A 17,919-nucleotide genomic window follows, 5' to 3' on the forward strand; every position below is an offset into this window, starting at 1 on the left:
CTATGGGTACCGGTCCCTATAGTGATCACGTCACCGGCCGGATGACACCACCCTCCGACTTCGCGGGGACGACCCGTCAGGGCACCTTGCCGATGGTGAGCACGCTGTTATTGAAAAAGCCGGTCTGCTGCCAGTTGGCGGGATCATGGCGGTAGTGCTTGCCGTCTTGAACGTATTTGTACTCGTATCGACCCGGCGGTAGGGAGATTGTCGTGGTGTAGAGCCCGTCGGGTCCGGGACCGTCGAGCTTCTGGACCGGGGAGAAGTCCTTGTTGAAGGTGGCCGCAAGTTGGACCGACTTCGTGCCCGCGGGAGGGCGGTGGCGGAACGTCACGTCGAAATCGCCGTCGCCACGAGGGGTCGCCGACGGGGCGGGAACGCTCAGGTCCTGGTAGCCGAGTGCCACGTCCATGTAGCCAACCAGCATCTCGTCGTTCGTCTGCTCGCCGAAGGTGACGACCCGCGACGGGTCGGGGTTGTTCGGGTTGTCGGCCGAGTTGTCGAATCGGGCCAGGCAGCGCATGATCGTGCCCTCCGGCATGGCCTTGGGCTCGTCGAGGACGTAGGCGTTTTGCCAGTCGAATTCGTAACGGGGCACGTCGAGGAGGACCTCGCGCCGGCCGTCGGGATAGACGGCCTCGTAGCGGAACGACTTGCCCCGAAGGTGCATGTGGGGCAGGAGCGCGTAGAGGATGTAGTCCTGGTTGAAGCGGTGCTCGGCCGTAACCGGGTAGTCGGCAGCTTTTGGCGGGATGCGGAACTGGTAGTTGATCGCGGCGGCCGAGGTCATCCGCTTCCGGACGGTCGCCCGGTCGGCGAACGCCAGGCCGATCCGGCTGCGGTCGGTTTGCGGTGTTCCGCGCGGGGTGTAATGGACCTGGACCAGCAGCTTCGCCCCCGCCGGGATCACCTTGGCCGTCCCCTCCGGAAGGATCCGTGGGGGCATCCCCGGGGAGTACGCGGCGAGGAAATCGTAGTCGAACGGGTTATTCGACACTTGGCCGGGGGGGAGCACATAAACGATCAGGTGATGCACGACCGCCGGGTTCTGGGGCCGTACCTGGGTGGCCTTCACCCAGACGTCATGGTCGAGCTTGAGGTCGATCATGAAATTCTGGTAGGGGAGGACGCCCGACGCCGGGATCTCGACGGCCCTCGGCAACTCGACGACCAGATCGGGTGTCGGGATGCGCCAGACGTTGGCGTTGGCGTCGACGGTCGGCGTGGGCGACTCGACCGGGTCGCCCATGGGGGCGCCGTCGGCGGCCCAGGCGGCGATCGCGGCTTTCTCCGCGTCGGTGAGGCGGGCCTCATTGCGGAACTTCCCGTGGTCGGGGCTGGCGTGCCAGGGAGGCATCCGGCCCGCGCGGACGACCTCGGCGATCGTCTCGGCCCAACTGGCGGCCTCCTCGTACGAGGTCAGCGCGAACGGGGCAATCTCGCCGGAGCGGTGGCAGACCACGCAGCGATCCCGCAACACCCGCGCCACCTGCCCTGAGTAAGTCACCGAGCCCTTCCCCGCCGGACGCACGCGCCCGATCCGACACCCGACAGCCTCCGTCGTCGGGGTGGACACCTCGCGCCCGGCGAGCAACTCCCCGAGCGCATTGGCGAGGTCCCGGCGCGTCGGCGAAGGCCGGTGAGCGGCCGGAGTAAACTGGTCGTCGACCCGGCCCTGATACCGAACCGTGCGTTTCTCGTCGAGCACGACGACCTCGGGCGTACGCTCGACCCCAAGGCGATCGGCCAGCACGTTGCCGGCGTCCTTGAGGAACGGGAACGGAAACTTGTGGGCGTCCGCGAACCGACCCATCGCCGTGACGCCATCCTGCCGGTTGGCATCGACGGCGAAGAAGGCGACCCCCCGTGGCTCGAACTCGCGTGCGAGCTCGGCAAGCGTCGACGCATAGCGGTTGGCGACCGGGCAGTCGACCCCCACGAACGCGAGGACGATCAGCTTGCGGCTACGGACGTCATCCGACGAGTGCCAGGCACCCCGGAAGTCCTGGAGCCGGAACGAAACCTCGGCCGCGGGCCCGCCCCACGCGACCGGAGCATACCCGGCCACCGCGACGAGACAGAGACCAAGACGCAGCAAGATCAATCGGCCTGGGGTGAGCATGGCAGAAAAACTCGTCGTGACGCGAGATCGGCCTGGATCGTCGTCAACCTACCACGATTGTCGGGGGCAAGAAAGAGGCGGATCTGGCATTTGACTCGAGGGCCGTTTCCGGGGATGGTCCCGTGCTCGTTTCGTGGCGTCCCTCCCTGTTGCGCCGGGCAGCGTTGGACCTCGTGCACCTGCCCCCCTTTGGAGACTTCCAAGCGACCCACGATACCTCGTGAGCGACGACTGCGCCGAGGCGTCACAACCAACGCGAACCGGCCCCGGATCGATCCCCGGGGCCGTTCGGTCATCAAGGAACCCGACCGCCCCGCAGGGGGCGGGTCACAGCCTCAATGACGCGAGTTCGCCACCCAGTTGCGCAGGAAGACCAGATGCTCCTCGTGGTCGGCGTCGCACCCCACACGGTCCCCCAGCCGGACGAGCCTGCGGACCCAGGCCCCCTCGGTTTCGTCCAGTCCGATGAGGGGGTTGCCCTCAATGGACGCGCTCCAGTAGTGGACCTCGGCATTGACGACGTCGCGGATGATCTGCTCCTGCCGGCCGATCGCCCCCCTTGCCTCCTCGGGCAGGTCGCGCCGGGACTTGTGGTCCGGGTTGAGTTGCGCGACCACGTTGAGTGCCCGGTCGATCACGGCGGCGTGATGATCGATCCGAGCCTCCAGCAGGCTTTTCGTCGGCCCCGTCGGCCCGTGCCCCCTGCCTGCCTCCTCAGGATCCTCGGGTGGGGCAAACGCCGTCAGGATGGCAAACGCCGCATCTCGTAACTTCGTCAGATGGCGACCGATGATGGAGTGACTGCGCTTAAATTCCTCGTGCGGCGGGGCCTGAGTGGCGGACGGCTTCGCGGAGGTATCGGAATCGGTACGATGGGTCGTCGGCTCGGTGCTCATGGTGATCCCTTCCGAATGCCCGCCGGCCCGGCGGGACCATTCCTGAAAACGAGGGACAGCCCCAGTCTACCGCCCTGTTCGTTGGACTACCCAAGAAAATAGGACATCCCCAATCGTATTTGGCACACGATTTCCACACTTTACACCCATAAGGATGAGTCGCCAGGCACTTGAGATGGGTTGCTTGGGAGCTTCAGTGAAAATGGGTGGTCAGCCGCCCCCCCATTGACGGATTGTCCCCATTCCCCAGTTTATCGCCTTGAGGTGCCTGGCCACCGAGGGGCCGCCCAGGCCAACAACCTCCGGCACCTACATCAACTCGAAGAAGCTCTCTTCATTCAGGTGTTTCGCGTACAGCTCGATCAGGGCGACGAGCGACCCGTGTTCGTGGAGCGGGACCCAGTGGTCGATCGAGCCGAGGAAGCACCAGCGATAGGCGTGATAACGCCTCGCTTTTGGATTCGCCAGTTCAATTCTAAGCATTTCCACATATTGAGATTTTCTCAATTGCTGTTTATTGGACTCGTCCAGCATCGACGAACTTGTTCCGAAGAGGGAACGAGTGAGCCGTTCGAACAAATTCGTCGCGGCGGCGGGACGGGTCGAGGGGGGGGTGTAGATCACCAACGCATCGTCTTCGATATCCACTCGAAAATGCTTCAGGCCACTTTCGCGACGGACGATCTCCTCGGCCTGTCTCCGCTCGAACTCCGTGATGGCCGACGGCTTGATCTTGCGAACGACCCGTTCCCGTCAGTTTTCTGCCTGTATTGGGCTTGCCGGTACGAGTCTTCCCCTCCTGGAGAGAGTAGACCACGCCCTTCCGGTTCTCATACTGGAGTGCAGTGGGTGAATTCATGGGACCACGAGACCCCGGGGATCGGGAGCGATATCTGGGGGGGGCATACGTCAATCATTATTGCCGTTTTCTGGGCGAAGTGAAGCGGTTGTGTTCCTGAATCCGCAGTTTACCGTCGCCCTTTTTTTTGACGCCGCCGTCAGCAACCGCGGAGCCACGATTTCGGGCTCCGTGGGGCGACTGGGGAGAAGATGGCGCGAGCCGGGCTCCTCCAGCCACGACCTTCCGAGTTCAGGAGCAATCCGCCAGGCACTTCAGCGGGGAGGCGTGGAAGATTTGGCGATCACGAGCGATTGACTCATGGCTTCGATGGCCCACCCCGATTCTCTCCCTTCCCCCCGTTCAGGTGACTGGCCACTGCCGGCCTGGGTACGAAATGTCGGCGTGCGCGGAGTGCCTGTTCCGGCAGCAGTACATGATTAGGATAACACCTCATCGTTAATCAACATTAAAGTTCACCAACAAGGAACACCGGCTGGTGGGCGTCGCGTGGAAGAGAAGACCACGGTCTCCGCGGAGCGGTACGCGACGCGTTCGGGGATCGAGTCGACCAACAGCGGGCTGAAGAACCGACAGGGCCTGGGTAGCCTGAAGAGCGTGTCGCGTGTGCGACTGCATAAACTGGCGAGTTGAAACATGCTGCAGGCGTCGGCGTCGAAGAAGATGAAGGCCAGGGTGGCCGAGACGCTCAGAATCGGCGATGGTGATGGCCACGAAAGCCTTTTTCATCGTCGGAGACGCCTTGCCGGCCGACAAATCCGCGTTTTCTGCCGCGTCGCCTGACCGACGTTTCGAGCCGATGCCGGCGGTTTGAACGGATTCAGGGACACCGCGCAAGCGGAGTTTTGTCGGTGACGTCAATTCGAGATTGCATTTGCGCGATCCACCTTGCATGATATAGCTTAAGTTACTGACAATGCAGAAAGCCTCAATCACCGTCGATGTGCGAGTTCGACCGGTGTCCCGCCAATCTTTAGCTTCTTTGGTCTCTGGTCGCTTAGCGTTGTACAATCCTCCCTGTCCTAATATGCCATGATTCCAGATCTGATGGTTCGGCCTCGCCGGGTTTCGTGCGAATGCGATGCACTCCATCGCGACCTCGGGACGATGCCGACCAAAGATCGACGGACTCTCCACAACGTGATCCAGTTCGGGCTCGTCGCAGGAAAAAAGGCGAATTCCCAGGTTCGTTTTGTAAGGAGCTTTGTCTTGGTTCGTCTGAAACGATTCAGTCTGATCGGAGCCTCTCTCTTGGGGCTGGGCTTGGTCTCGATCGGCTTCTCTGGCGGTTGCTCGTCGGACAGTGAGCCCCCCGTCCAGACGGAGGCTCAGAAAGAGGCCGAGAAGAAGGCGGTCCAGGAGCAGAATGAAGCCAACGATTCGGCCTCGAAGGCCGCAAGACGCGGTAACCGGTAGGGACGATCTCAGCGGAGGCGGACAAGGCCGGACAGTTCTTCCAGTGAACATTTAAGCCGTAATCAGGTCGAGGTCTCAGGAATCCAAGGCTCAGGGTGTGTCCGCCCGTGACGACTTTTCTGCCAGGCAAACTGTTTTGCCTGCACATCTGCGTCACTGTTGCTTTTGAGAAAGTGCCAACAGGTAGCACGTAGCCGTTGGTAAGACGTCTCCCTTGAATTGGACTTTGGGGGAATCCCTCGTTTTTATAATTCCCCCCTGACCCTCCCATTTCGACGTTCGGGAAAGGAACTTGTCTATGTCACGTTCTCAGTCTTCCCGGTCCGGCTTCACGCTGATCGAATTGCTGGTCGTCATCGCGATTATCGCAGTCCTGATCGCCCTTCTCCTTCCCGCGGTCCAGGCTGCTCGAGAAGCGGCGCGCCGATCCCAGTGCATCAACAATTTGAAGCAGATGGGGTTGGCGGCCAACACCTATCAGTCGACCAACCAGAGTTACCCACTGCGGAATGCGACGAACTCCACCGGAGGGTCGGACGGGACTGTTAGGGCTAGTAGCTGGGGCAACTTCAGCGGACAGGCGATGATGCTCCCCTTCATGGAGCAGACGGCGATTTACAACGCCTGCAACTTCATGGTGAACCCGATCACAACCTTCCCGGTCTTCGGTCCGATGAACTCCACGGCCGTCAAGTCCAGGATCGCGGCCTTCATCTGTCCCTCCGACGGCCAAGTGATCGCAACCGACGCTGTTTCCCGACTGAACAACTATCACGGAAGCATGGGCACGACCACCGACCCTTGGTTTGCTGGTGGAGTCACCGGCATCTTCGCCCACACGGTTTCCTACGATGTCGCCTCCGTCACGGACGGGACGTCGAACACGATCATGTGGTCGGAGGCGTTGGTAGGCAACAACAACCCGCGGATCAACAAGCGAACCTCGGTTGGCGGTACAGGCACCTCCACCACCAACAACATGCTCAATCCGGTCGTGCCCTCCGGCACGACCCAGGTGCTCAATCCCGCCGTGCAGAGTGGCCTGACGGCCTGCAGCGGAGTCTGGGCCGGCGCCGCGACATCCATCACCGGCACCGCGGGCAACCGTGGCCAATACTGGGGCGTCGGCTCGCCCGGTTATACGTTCTTCAACACCGTCGTCACACCGAACTCGACCCAGTACCCCTGGAGCTCGTGCCGGACCGACACCAACTCGGGATCCGACTACGCCAGCTTCATCAATGCCAACAGCTACCACTCCGGTGGTGTCAACGTGGCGTTCTGCGACGGAAGCGTCAAGTTCATCAAGGACTCGATCAGCCCCCCAACGTACTGGGCCCTCGGCACCAAGGCCGGCGGCGAGGTTGTCTCGTCCGATAGCTACTGAGCTGACGAATCGGCCAGGAATCACCTGCCGATCCATGAAAAGGAAGCCTGGACCGCTGGTGGTCCGTGGCCACGGAGCCACAAGGGGCGTTCCGCTGGCTCAGGCCATTCGATCGATGACTTGGTCTTGTCCCGGACTTCTGGTGGCTGCGCCACCACGGACCACCAGTGGTCCGGGCACCCGAGACACTGATTCCCGGAGAGGGCAAAAGTCGCCAGGCACTTCAGTGGAGAGGTCTGGGATATTCAGCAAAGATAGACGCCTGGCCGCTGACCACGATAGATCACCCAAGCTCCCCGCCTTACTCACCCTCTTTAGGAACGACATCAGTCGCAATGCACTTCAATTGGGAAATTTGGGAGTTTTCAGCAAAACTGCGAACCTGTCCGCGAGTCTCAACAGTCTACTCAAGTCTCCTGGTTTGCCCTCTTTAGGCGCATAGAAACAATCCGCCAGGCACTTCAGCGGGGAGGCGTGGAAGATTTGGCGATCACGAGCGATTGACGCATGGCTTCGATGGCCCACCCCGATTCGCTCCCTTCCCCAGTTCCGGTGACTGGCCACTGCCGGCCCGGCACGCTCAACGGCAAATGGCGCAAGCCGGTGTCCCGGCATGGCGCAAGAAAGACGAGCCAGCGACCGAGGCCCAAAAGTCCACAATGCCACGGAAGCTCGAATCAACGCGGCACAAAGCATTGGACATCAGCTTATATCAGGGGTAACGGCGTAGCGGGTCACCTGTCTGCACTTTCCGTGACTCTCCGAATACGGTAGGTCGTCAACCGCGGCTGGCTCGGGATGAGCGTTCGCCGGCGGATTGGAGTGGCGCCGAGCCGCGGGGAGCGCGGATGGTTCGAAGTGAAGTGAGGGGGGGCCGGCCGTGGGCGAACCGAAAGGGGGGGGGGCGTCGGCACGCCCGAGTCGCATCCGGCGTACCAACCGCCCCGGGCTCGCCGTTTTCCATCGGGCAGGGGGATCCGGACCGTGCCCAAGGTGTGTTCAGGAGACCCGGGCGAGGTCCCGCACGATGAGATCAACGCTCACCTGAACAACAAATAATAATCATAACCTCAATTGAATGAGCTATATTTCAGTCGTCCTCGAGGTGATCGGATCCGCGCCGGGCCGCGTCCGCGTGTACGGCAAGCCCTCGCATGTAGTGGAAGAACGCCCCAGGCTGGCCGCGGAAGAGCCCCATTGCTGTCAGAAAGTTCAGTGCCCCCATGGCAGCCCCTCGGGTCTCGGTCGGCCGGACGATCGAACAGCGCGGGAGGCGCCGGCTCAGGAACGGGCAGGGTTCCGGCATGATGAGGTTCTTCTGAAAGAGCTGCCCGCCGTCCGTAAGGTCCGGAAACGTCAAGCCGTTGGTGGGATCGGTCACCGCAGGCGCATTTCCCGCCTTATCGTGCCACGTCTGGAAGTGCATCGCCTCCGTTGGACCGATGCTGAGTACGATCCTCAGGGCCTCGACGTCTGTCACCCTCTGGGCGAGCGACGGGTAGAGGCTGGTGCCTCCCTGCTCGATCGTCGCGAAGTGAAACCCCGCCGTGTTGGCGATGGCCTGGAGGTGGTTGGGGGGCGTGAGGTCATTATCCGTTCTCGGGATGGCCGGAAATCGCCCATTCAGCAGACCCGGGACCGCCGGTGGGAACACGAACCGCGGGTCGAGGTCCGGGTTATGGTTGGGGTCGCGGTATCGGGTCCACCAGCTGGTGTCCACCGTGAGCTGCATGAGGTTGGTGAGCCGCCCGATCTGCTGGGCGCCGGTCGCCTTGCTACTCGCCAGGGTCCGGAACGGCTCGAGATTGGCCGGCGCCGCCCCGTGCGCAATGAGGTAGGCGTTGAGGAACTGCTCGTGGGTCAACTCGTCTTCCGTGTTGTCGTGGATATATTGATTCATGTCGGTGTCAAGGGCCAAGAGGGCCTGCGTGTAGGCTGGGTTCCCGGTCCCGCCGGGCACCTCGGCGTCCTGAATGCCCCCCAGTTCGTTGTACTGCTGCCAGAGGTCGGTCTCGAGGATCTCCAGCGCCGCGAGAAACCTGAGGATGGCGGCATCTCCCGGAAAGAGACAGCCGCTGTGCCATTGGGCAAGGGCCTCGCGTTGAGCGCCCAGCAACGCGGCGCCGGCGGACACCGTTCCCGCCGCGGCCGCGCCTCGCCGCAGAAACGAACGTCGGTCCAACGTGCGGCTGACACCCTCTCCGGGCGGCGGCGTGCCTACGGGCGCCGGGGATTGCGTGGGCTGATCATGGTCGCGAATGTCCAAGGTCATCGTCTTGCTCCTCACGGTGTTGGGCAGGACTCCAGCCTTGCAAACGTCGAGCCCGATCCAACGGGGCCGACATTCAATGGAGAGGCCAAGCAAGAGACATCCCGCCAAAGCAAGATGAATCGGCCTCATTAAATCCATGAACGCAGAACGCTTCATACGCATAAAAAAATGCGTCGCATTCAAGTTCGCATCCATACTCTCAGCCACCCCGACTAGCTTTCGCCAAGCAGTCCGGGTGGTTTAGGGCGAAGGAGTCCTCGCTTGTTCTTCGGCTAGCAACCACAAGGCTTCTTGGTTTTACTCATATCGTGTTTTCGTTGCAAGCAAAATCGCCCCAGATATTTTGATTTCTAGGAGATCCATGTGATTGTTGCAAACTATTGTAGGCAGTTGTTTGGCTCAGACGGCGACAAGAATGGAACCCAAAAGCGAGAGGTGAACTCGACGAAACCGCCATGACTCAGCAGGGTTGCCGGGATCGCGCCGATTTCATTGCTTGAACCAACATCCGAGAAAATTCATTCAAATCACCGTCGACAAGCCCAAGAGAGTAAGCCATATCCCTGGCTCACCAGGGCCAGCTAGATCTATTGTCACACGCCACAATATTACCATCGCATTCAAATCCTTTACGTAGCCATGCTTGTTGATTTTCGGCATAGATCCAATGAAATTTAATGATTGATTCCCATTGCAGGACGGGCTTCTTCGACTGGAAAGAACCGTGTGATCCACTCGCGCACGGCTTCCGTTCGACGCAGCAGGCCGTTCAAATGGATCATTGGCGTGGCGTGGCGGTGGGAGAGCGAGACTTCTTAACCATGAATCTCGTCAGCCCAGTCAGCGCTGGGGTTCCCGAGACTGCCGCGGAAAATCAAATAGCATATTCCTACGCCTGGGCATATCCCGCACAAACTGGACAATATTACCACGATGCTAGTTTTCTCTTCTCAGGATAGAGTGTAAATAAATACGAGGAGTCACTGTATTTTTTTTTTGCAAATCGCATATTTCCTACACAAAATCGTTAACGAATTCCTGCAAGTGATCCGTAAAGCTCGGGGCGCCGGAAGCGGTAGAGATATTCCGGCTCCGCCCTTGCCTGGCGGAGCAACTCCGCCGAGAGGTCGACGACCAGCATGCCCGGCTCTCCGGTGGGGGCGGTCCAATCCCCGAGAACCTGGCCACGAGGGTCGATGGCCATCCCACCGCCCGGGAAGAACTGGCTGACCGACGCACAGGTCACCGTGCCGACATAATTGCAGGCGATGCCGAAGACACCGTTCTCCACGCACCGGGACCTGAGCGCGGTCCCCGCCCAGTCGGCCCAGCCCCGTGGTGTCACGGGGGGCGGGTCGGAGGCGAACGGGAAGAGGACGAGCTCGACGTTCTTGACGGCGAGCAGGCGGGTCGATTCGGGCATCAGGACGTCGAAGCAGATATTCGCGCCGATCCGACCGAGCGGGGTTTCGACCACGTCGGGCACGCCGCCGCCACAATAGAACGGCATCTCATACATCGGAACGTGCATCTTCCGCCAATGCCCGAGCAGCCCAGTCCGATCGACCAGGACCTGGGTATTGTGGAGCACGTTTCCCGCGTCTTCCAGCAGGCCGGCGGAGATCAGCACGTCGTGCTTGGCGGCGATCTCCGAGAGTTGGCGCACGGCCTGGCCGTCGAGGCGTTCCGCGGCCCTCCGGCCAAACTGGAGCGCCTCGCGAAGCCATGCGTCGTGGTTTTGCGTGGGGTGATTCGGGAGGAAGCCCGAGAGGGACAGCTCCTGGAAAAGGACCAACTGGGCGCCCGACGTGGCCGCCTTCCCGGTCCAGGCGGAGATCTTGTCGAGATTCTCCGCGACCCGGCCGGGCTGAGTGTCGACGGCGACCGCGGCAATCCGTACGTTATCGAGCATATCAGCGTCTCATCATGGTAAATGTTCGGCGATCCGGTTCTCTTCGACCGTCATCCCAGGCCGATTTTCTCGAATGAATGCCCTTGGGTTCGGAGACGTGGATGCACATGACAGCCGACACACTGGGCATGGGAATCGAAGCTCCAGGATCAGGGGCGGCCTCATCATGAATGATGATATCGAAGCACAAAAAAAACGAGTCGGTCGCAAAAAAACAGGGCCGTCTGTCTGCCACGGAGGCCGAAATTCGCGGGAGAATCTCGTTCCCACGCCGAGCGTGGGAACGAGATCCCGGTATCCTTGCGACAGTCTCAAAAAATCCTTACATTTTTGAAGCTGACTGCAAATCAAAGAAACAAAATTCTTCTTGATTTTTACATCCCAGCGAGATTGCCGATGCTGTCCGCCTCCGACTCCAGATTGACATTGACCATCCCGCGTGGGACGTCCGGGATCCTGTTCCCGGAGTGTTGTTGGACAACGTGGGCCAACTCGTGACCGAGGAGTTCCTGACCCGCAGCGGACGTCGGGTCGTAGTGCCCGGGGGCGAAGTGGATGTTTTCCCCCTGGGTGTAGGCGACGGCTCCGACATGGGTCGCGTGGTGCCCTTGGTGGATGCGGACACCGGAGAAATTCGCCCCGAAGATCGCCTCCATCTGGTGACGAAACGATTGTGGCAACGGTTGACCGCCGCGCGTTGCTGAACCTTCGTTCGCGTCCCGTCGCTCGTTCACTCGCTCCGGATCGAGTCTCAAGGCCATCGCCCCACACTCCCTTCCGCGTAGGCTCATCTCTTGGTTATCAGTCATACAATGATCCGACGACGAGGAAGTTCCGGTGGCCAAATCGTCGCCATTCCGAACCGCCCCGTCTCCAGCACTCATCCGCGTCGGCGCGGACGGCATCGCCTCCGAACCGGCGAGGCGATTGCCGCGGGTCGGAGAGAACGCCCAGAAGACCATAGCGCGCATTCAGACGCAACCCGACGGTTCCAACTGCTGGGTCTGTGGCCGTGTCTCATGGTTTTCCGTCGACATCCACAATGGTAAGTGGGTCGGTAAGCCGCACGATCCGTCCGGTGCCCGCACCTCAGTCGTCGGGATCGGGATCGACAGTCCGCGACAGGTCATCCCCACGTCCGCCGGAGGAGATCACGAACGACACGACCTTCCCCGTCCCTTGCTTCGGCAGCACGCTCTGGACGACAACCTGCTCGACCACCATCGGCCCGAGGAACGACGGGACCGCCGGCTCCCCCGCCGGGAACGACGGCCCGACACACAACGCCCACTGGTTTCCCCTCCCGAGGCGGCGATACGTCCAGCACTGTCCGTCCGGCCCGGGTGCGTGGACCTCGACGGGCTTGCCACGGTCGAGACGGATGAGTCCCGGGACCGCTCGCTCTTCGACTCCCATCGCACTCGGACCGGATGGGGTGCCCAACTGGAAAATCAGTTCGGCCCGGACGAAGGTCGCGTTGGCTGGGAACTCCCGCGAGTAGTTCGCTACCGGTTGGGGTGGTGAACCGGCCCAGGCCAGCGGCCCCTGCCAGAGGGCCGGGTCCGGCATTGTGCCGTCCGATCGACTTGAATCAGGCTTTGGCACCTCTTTGTCCTCTCCGAAGTCAAACGCGGTGAGGGCCGAGCTCGGGAGCGACAGGATCGCCGCCGGCCTGAATTACGTCGGCCTCGATCATGCCAGGCTGGCACGCCGGAGTCGGCAGTCGTTCCAGTAAGAGCAGCGTGGCGATCTGGCTGACGAAAATCATCCGGTGCACCCCCTCGGGCTGATACGCCAGGACGACTTCGTCAAGCACCTGGAACGCGGACCAGAGAGCCAGGTTGACACTGCAAGCGACCACCGTCGCTTTCTCCTGCACGAGCGGCCGACCACGATACGACGCGACGGCCCACCAGAACAGCAGCGCCCCCAGAGCCTCCCACGCGATGGCGCCTACGTAGAGGGGCGCTTGCAGACCGCGCGGAATGCCGAGGGGGTCCATCACCTGGTTGATCCAATGCCAGTTCCCGGAGACGAACTTGAACGACTCCGGGAGAGCGCCCAGGGCCCATAGCCCGTCGAGCACATTCGTCGTCGCGACGGCACTCAGCCATGCCGCCCAGAAGAGCAAGAGGGTTCGTTTGAGGACGGGCAAGGTGAGCCACTCCAGGATAAAGGACCCGTGGGTCGGGCAAGATCAACACAAACGCGTGGGCTGTCCCGATACATAGGGAAGCTGGCAAGTGAGCGATGTCTGGGTGCCACGCGGTTCCGTACTCGGAACCCGTGAGGGAACGCCTTGGCCCGTGGCGCACGGGTTCCGAGTATGTCACGCGACAGTAAGTTAGGCCGCGCAATCGCGACAGTAAGTTAGGCCGCGCAATCGCGACACGAAGTTTGTCCGCGCAATCGCGACAGTAAGTTAGGCCGCGCAATCGCGACACGAAGTTTGTCCGCGAATCGGTATGGCTTTACAGTAGAGACTCGTTCTTTCGCCCGTCGTCCGTGGAGAACGGCTCATGCCACGCCACGTCCCCCTTCCCATTCGTCAAACCATCTGGAATCGCTTCCAGGATGGACAGGATGTTCGGACCATCGCCAAGGATTTGGACCTCTCCTTACGCACCGTTCGGCGGTTGTTTCAACGTTTCCGTTCCGAGAACGCCGATCCGCTGGCCACGTCCTACGACCGTTGTGGAGTCGCGACACCTAAGCCCATCGAGACCCTTGTACAAGCCGTGCTGGAGCTTCGCCGCGAGCACCCAACCTGGGGGGCGGGGTTGATCCGCGTGATGTTACGTCGCAACGGTCTCGACGGACCGCTCCCCGCCACTCGGACTCTTCAACGGTGGCTCCTCCGAGCCGACCTCGCGCCCGCCCCGCCGGGACGGCGGCCCTCGAGCGATACTCTACGGGCTGCCAGGCCTCATGAGGTCTGGCAGATGGACGCCGCCGAACTCGTTCCGCTCCAGACCGGGCAGCGAGTTTGCTGGTTAAGAATCGTTGACGAGTGCAGTGGCGCAGTCCTTTGGACCGAGGTTTTCCCCCCCGGCCCGCTGGAACCAGGTCTCGCCCGCGTCGACCCAGGATCAACTCCGCCTGGCCTTCGCCCGCTGGGGCCGACCCGATCGGATCCGGGTCGACAATGGGACGCCGTGGGGTTCGGCGCGGGGCGACCTGCCGACGGACCTCGGACTGTGGCTGGCCGGGATAGAGGTCGGTATCGACTACAACCCTCCGGCAACCCCCCAGGACAATGGGGTGGTTGAGCGGTCCCAAGGGACGGCCAAGCGGTGGGCGGAACCGCAGGCCTGCGCGACCCCGGAAGAGTTGCGGGAACGCCTGAAGATTATGGACGACATTCAGCGTGGCGAGTATCCCAGCGTGAAGGGCCGGAGCCGATTGGAAGCGTACCCCGAGTTGGCGAGCTCCGGTCGCGAATTTACACCGGCGTGGGAGCGGGACAACTGGAGTCTGGAATCGGTCAATAGGCACCTGGCCAACTCCACAGGTCGACGATGGGCAGGAGCAACTGGATACATTTCCGTATACAATAGAAATCTTTACATCGGAATTCTCAACAAAAATAAGCATGTTTATGTGAATTTTGACCCCTTGGCTTGTGAGTGGGTAATCGCGGACACCGAGGGGCGACAGTTGAGCCGGCAAGTGGCGTCCGAGATTAGTCGCGAGCGGATCATGGGATTAGCGGTGACGAACAAGTAGGTGTCAAACGAACAGGTTGCGGACAAACTTCGTGTCGCGATTGCGCGGCCTAACTTACTGTCGCGTGACAAGTACGGAACCGCGTGGCACCCAGAAAAAGGATGGATCATCGTCAATGGAGCGCGACGGTATTCTTCGCCGAACCCGATGGACGATTCCTCCTTGGACAGGCTCCTGAGAAAGCACTCCCGTGGCCGGAGTGGGCTGCCACGGCACAGCCAAGGCATCGCTCATTCCTCCAACGTCTCACAAGAGTTTGAATCCAATGCCGATCCTCGATGCGATCGCTCTTTCAGTCACCCGCCATGGCAGCAACGGTCAGGAAATACTGCTCGGCCAACAGCCTGATACTGTTGGACCTCAACACCCCTTCGGCGAGATGGGCTGGAATTGCGGTGATGCCCAGCCGAATTCCCATCAGCGCACCGACGATCGCCCCAAGAGTATCGACGTCGCCTCCCAACTGGATCGCGGCGGCGACGGCATCCGGCCAGGACGAGCGATGCTGGAGCACCACCCAGAGGGCGGCCAGGACCGTGGGCACCACAAAGGGAGTAATGACCGGCCTCGAAAACTCCGGCTTTGCGGAACCGGCCCAGGCGATCGCGTAGAAGGCCGTCTCCCTGTCTTCCTGGAGTCGTAACGGCAGGTCCTCGATCAAGCTTGCGAACGTCGCCTCATAGGGCCGGATGGCACCGGCAATCGCGCCACAGAACGAGCCTTGATCCACGGGGTCGGGAGTGGCGAGCAACTGGGCCGCCTTGGCGATGGCAATGCCGCCCGCCACGCTCCGCGGGTCTTGATGCGTGATCCGCGAGACGTTGGCGACCGCCTCCGGCAGCCGTTCGGGGTCGCGGAGGAACGCGAGGCCGAGGGCCGCCGTCCGCATCGCCGTCCCATTCCCGGCCTGGCCCACGGGGGCACCGCATGAAGTCCAGTCGCGAGTCTTCAGGAATGCGTGCGCCGCGAACGTGCAGGCGCCGCCGGGTCCGACGACCGACGACGACTTCCAGAGGGCGGCGATGCGACGAGCGATATCCGCCGGCTCCACGCCCCCCTGCCCGACGATGGACTCGACCGTGGCCAGGGTAAGCTGCGTGTCGTCGGTGTACTGCCCTCGCGGGTAGCCGTCAACCTCCGCGAAGCCCCTCAGCAGAGCCGTTCGACCGGGCAACTGATGCTCCCAATACCCTTCGAAGGGAGCCCCGAGGGCATCCCCCACGGCGCAACCTACGAGGCAACCGAGGAAGCGACTTTGCAGGTCCGGCTGCGATTCGGTCATGAGAGGGCCTCGATCAGACACCAATCACGCGGCCAAGAGACGGCACAACCTCAAATAATTCACATGTTATTGCAATCATAGCACCATCAATTTGAGTACGCCCCCTGCAAAACCGCCCAGATCGCGTTCGCCATGTGTTGGTGCCCCACCTGGCTGAGATGGATCGAGTCGACGGTCAAGCCTTGCTGCTGGAGCACCCCGAGCAGAACGCGTTTGGGAACCAAGAGGACATTGTATCGCCGCGCCAGGAGACGCTGAATCCGCCCGTATGCGTTGTAGGTCGGTGGCAACGGCAACTCGAGCATGACGAGGACGCGGCCGGGCTGGCGGACGGTGGCGAGCAAGATCGCGAGCCCCGCCTCAAACTTGGCCGGGGTCGTGTCTCCCAGGATGTCGTTACCACCGATCTCCAGCAAAACGAGCCGCTCGTCCGCCGAGACGGCATTCGCTTGCCGCAACGCGGAAGCGACGTTGGCCCCAGCTTGCGAGTGGTCGTGGACCACAACGTCGTGGCGGTCCGCCAAGAGGCCGGGCCAAGTCTTCACCGTCGCCTGATTCGTCCCGGCCGTGACGGAATCGCCAATGATCCCGAGAATCGGCCGACCGAGTGGAGGAACCGTCGGCGCCCGGTGATAGGGGCATTCGACCAGCAGGGCCGCCCCCCAGAGAGTGACGACGGCGCCCCGCAAACCAAGGACGAGTCGGGCTGAGAGCCGCCCGCGAGCCGCTTCGCCCCCCAGCCAGAGCAACGAGACGGCGACCAGGAGGAGAGTCAACCAAGGCAGCAACGGCGTCGCGGACAAGAAGACCAACGTACCGCCGAGAAAAACGAGGGCGTTCCGAACGATCCGAAGCGGCCGCCGCGTCGTCAGGGCCGACAGAACGACCGCGACGATCAGGCTGGCAGCCCCCGCGAAGAACGATTGGCCGCTGGCAACATGGAACACGAGCCATCGCGTGAACATGGAAATGTGCGGCTCCGCTTTTGGTTCGCGGCACCCGCCCACCAACGGCGTGCCCTCTCCAAGATTGTCGCAGGACGATGGGGGGGCTCGCGAGGAAAAAGCAGCGCGGTTCGAACACCGGTCCCAGGCCGGAAAGAATTGCGCAATCGCGTGAATCTGATTGACTTGCGCCTGGCCTCCCTGGTACGAAGTACACGTCGTCACTCCTCATTTGCAAGCGAGAGGTGCGGCCACGTGCGCGATTCGACCCCAACGGAATGATTAACCCCGATATGTTCGAGCCGATGCGCTACGCCGCGCTGTTCGGTGTTCTTGGTATCCTGCTTGGGTGCGCGGCCGTGCAACGGGTGGCCGGAGCCGGTGTAAGCGCGGTCTGGGGGATCGCCGTTGTTGAGGGGTACGTGGCACTCGGCTTGCTGACCATGGCCCTGGCTCATGGCTTGAACGATCGTGGGATCGCACTCGAGCAGGTCTTCGGGAGCGTCAGGGGGAGGCAGACACTCGGCCTGCTCCTGCTGCCCTACCGGGCCCTTGCCCGGATCACCCTGGCCGTGCTCCGCCGGTTCGATTCGATGGAGTTGATGCACCCGGTCGGGCCACGGCTCTTTGTGGGGCGGCACCCCTCACCCTCCGAGCAGGCGGAGCTGTCGGCGCTCGGGGTGACGTCGGTCCTGAACCTGTGTGCCGAGTTTCCGCGCCACGCGAAAGGCCTCGAAACCTTAAACCTGGAGACGGCCTACGTGCCGGTCCTCGACGGCACGGCGCCGTCGGATCGGCAGTTCCGCCAGGCCGTCGAATGGATCGTGGCCCGTCATGGCGCGGGCCAATCGGTCCTGGTTCACTGCGCCCAGGGGCGTGGGCGCAGTGTGACCGTCGCTGCCGCGGCCCTCTGCCGGCTCGGGTTGGCGGCCGATCCTGATGACGCGCTGGCCCGGATTGCTGCCGTCCGGACCAAGGCCAGGCCGTCGCGCAAGCAGCGGCAGGCCCTCGCTCGATTCTGGAACTCGGATCGAGCGGGCGCAGCTCCGAGTTCGCGTTCCGTCCTCCCGAACTCAGCGAAGACATAACCACCTGACTCATTC

The 17,919-nt window shown here is 62.2% G+C and carries 15 protein-coding genes and 1 pseudogene; 6 read left to right on the forward strand and 10 right to left on the reverse strand.

From position 1 onward, the window contains the following. Nucleotides 1-76 precede the first annotated feature (76 nt). From BUS42_RS18925 to BUS42_RS18935, 3 genes are all read right to left on the reverse strand, one after another. The gene (locus BUS42_RS18925; protein ID WP_074308734.1) at nt 77-2,122 is read right to left on the reverse strand and encodes a redoxin domain-containing protein; all 2,046 of its coding nucleotides are present in this window, start codon (nt 2,120-2,122) and stop codon (nt 77-79) included. Nucleotides 2,123-2,457: 335 nt separating this feature from the next. Beyond that, nucleotides 2,458-3,018, reverse strand: coding sequence for a hypothetical protein (locus tag BUS42_RS18930; RefSeq protein ID WP_074308736.1), 561 nt, complete (start codon nt 3,016-3,018; stop codon nt 2,458-2,460). Between the two features lie 309 nt (nt 3,019-3,327). Beyond that, on the reverse strand, nt 3,328-3,666 hold the full coding sequence (locus tag BUS42_RS18935) for a hypothetical protein (protein ID WP_074308738.1): 339 nt from the start codon (nt 3,664-3,666) through the stop codon (nt 3,328-3,330). Nucleotides 3,667-4,366: 700 nt separating this feature from the next. Between BUS42_RS18935 and BUS42_RS43710 the strand changes: the two genes are divergently transcribed. From BUS42_RS43710 to BUS42_RS18945, 3 genes are all read left to right on the forward strand, one after another. Further along, complete coding sequence (locus BUS42_RS43710) at nt 4,367-4,510, forward strand: hypothetical protein (RefSeq protein ID WP_159452255.1); 144 nt, start codon at nt 4,367-4,369, stop codon at nt 4,508-4,510. Nucleotides 4,511-5,086: 576 nt separating this feature from the next. Continuing rightward, complete coding sequence (locus BUS42_RS42835; protein ID WP_143206374.1) at nt 5,087-5,293, forward strand: hypothetical protein; 207 nt, start codon at nt 5,087-5,089, stop codon at nt 5,291-5,293. A gap of 298 nt (nt 5,294-5,591) precedes the next feature. Beyond that, entirely contained in the window at nt 5,592-6,680 is a 1,089-nt protein-coding gene (locus BUS42_RS18945; RefSeq protein WP_074308742.1) for a DUF1559 domain-containing protein, read from the forward strand. Nucleotides 6,681-7,770: 1,090 nt separating this feature from the next. Here the strand turns inward: BUS42_RS18945 and BUS42_RS18950 are convergent. The 5 genes from BUS42_RS18950 to BUS42_RS18970 all read right to left on the reverse strand — a co-directional run bounded on the left by BUS42_RS18950 (nt 7,771) and on the right by BUS42_RS18970 (nt 13,019). Further along, nucleotides 7,771-8,952 (reverse strand): ferritin-like domain-containing protein, encoded by a 1,182-nt coding sequence (locus BUS42_RS18950; RefSeq protein WP_216821051.1) that lies wholly within the window; start codon nt 8,950-8,952, stop codon nt 7,771-7,773. A gap of 1,027 nt (nt 8,953-9,979) precedes the next feature. Continuing rightward, nucleotides 9,980-10,864, reverse strand: a complete 885-nt coding sequence (locus BUS42_RS18955) for a carbon-nitrogen hydrolase family protein (RefSeq protein ID WP_074308744.1) — start codon at nt 10,862-10,864, stop codon at nt 9,980-9,982. A 374-nt stretch (nt 10,865-11,238) separates the two neighbouring features. Next, nucleotides 11,239-11,625 carry a DUF4157 domain-containing protein gene (locus BUS42_RS18960; RefSeq protein ID WP_216821052.1) on the reverse strand — a complete coding sequence of 129 codons (387 nt, stop codon included), beginning with the start codon at nt 11,623-11,625 and terminating at the stop codon, nt 11,239-11,241. Between the two features lie 328 nt (nt 11,626-11,953). Next, nucleotides 11,954-12,433: a hypothetical protein gene (locus BUS42_RS18965; RefSeq protein ID WP_074308748.1), complete on the reverse strand. Its 480-nt coding sequence runs from the start codon at nt 12,431-12,433 to the stop codon at nt 11,954-11,956. A gap of 55 nt (nt 12,434-12,488) precedes the next feature. Next, on the reverse strand, nt 12,489-13,019 hold the full coding sequence (locus tag BUS42_RS18970; RefSeq protein ID WP_074308750.1) for a hypothetical protein: 531 nt from the start codon (nt 13,017-13,019) through the stop codon (nt 12,489-12,491). A gap of 364 nt (nt 13,020-13,383) precedes the next feature. Between BUS42_RS18970 and BUS42_RS46545 the strand changes: the two are divergent. Both BUS42_RS46545 and BUS42_RS43720 read left to right on the forward strand, forming a co-directional pair. Further along, nucleotides 13,384-13,527: pseudogene (locus BUS42_RS46545) on the forward strand (helix-turn-helix domain-containing protein); the annotation flags it as partial. A 352-nt stretch (nt 13,528-13,879) separates the two neighbouring features. Then, entirely contained in the window at nt 13,880-14,590 is a 711-nt protein-coding gene (locus tag BUS42_RS43720; protein ID WP_074308752.1) for a transposase, read from the forward strand. Between the two features lie 292 nt (nt 14,591-14,882). On the opposite strand, the gene BUS42_RS18980 is transcribed toward BUS42_RS43720, so the two are convergent. Further along, nucleotides 14,883-15,872, reverse strand: a complete 990-nt coding sequence (locus tag BUS42_RS18980; RefSeq protein ID WP_074308754.1) for an ADP-ribosylglycohydrolase family protein — start codon at nt 15,870-15,872, stop codon at nt 14,883-14,885. Nucleotides 15,873-15,958: 86 nt separating this feature from the next. Beyond that, nucleotides 15,959-16,837 carry an SGNH/GDSL hydrolase family protein gene (locus tag BUS42_RS18985; RefSeq protein WP_074308755.1) on the reverse strand — a complete coding sequence of 293 codons (879 nt, stop codon included), beginning with the start codon at nt 16,835-16,837 and terminating at the stop codon, nt 15,959-15,961. A gap of 257 nt (nt 16,838-17,094) precedes the next feature. On the opposite strand from BUS42_RS18985, the gene BUS42_RS18990 reads away from it, so the two are divergent. Next, entirely contained in the window at nt 17,095-17,904 is an 810-nt protein-coding gene (locus BUS42_RS18990; RefSeq protein WP_083670309.1) for a protein-tyrosine phosphatase family protein, read from the forward strand. Nucleotides 17,905-17,919 lie beyond the last annotated feature (15 nt).

The organism is Singulisphaera sp. GP187, assembly GCF_900129635.1.
Taxonomy (GTDB): Bacteria; Planctomycetota; Planctomycetia; order Isosphaerales; family Isosphaeraceae; genus Singulisphaera.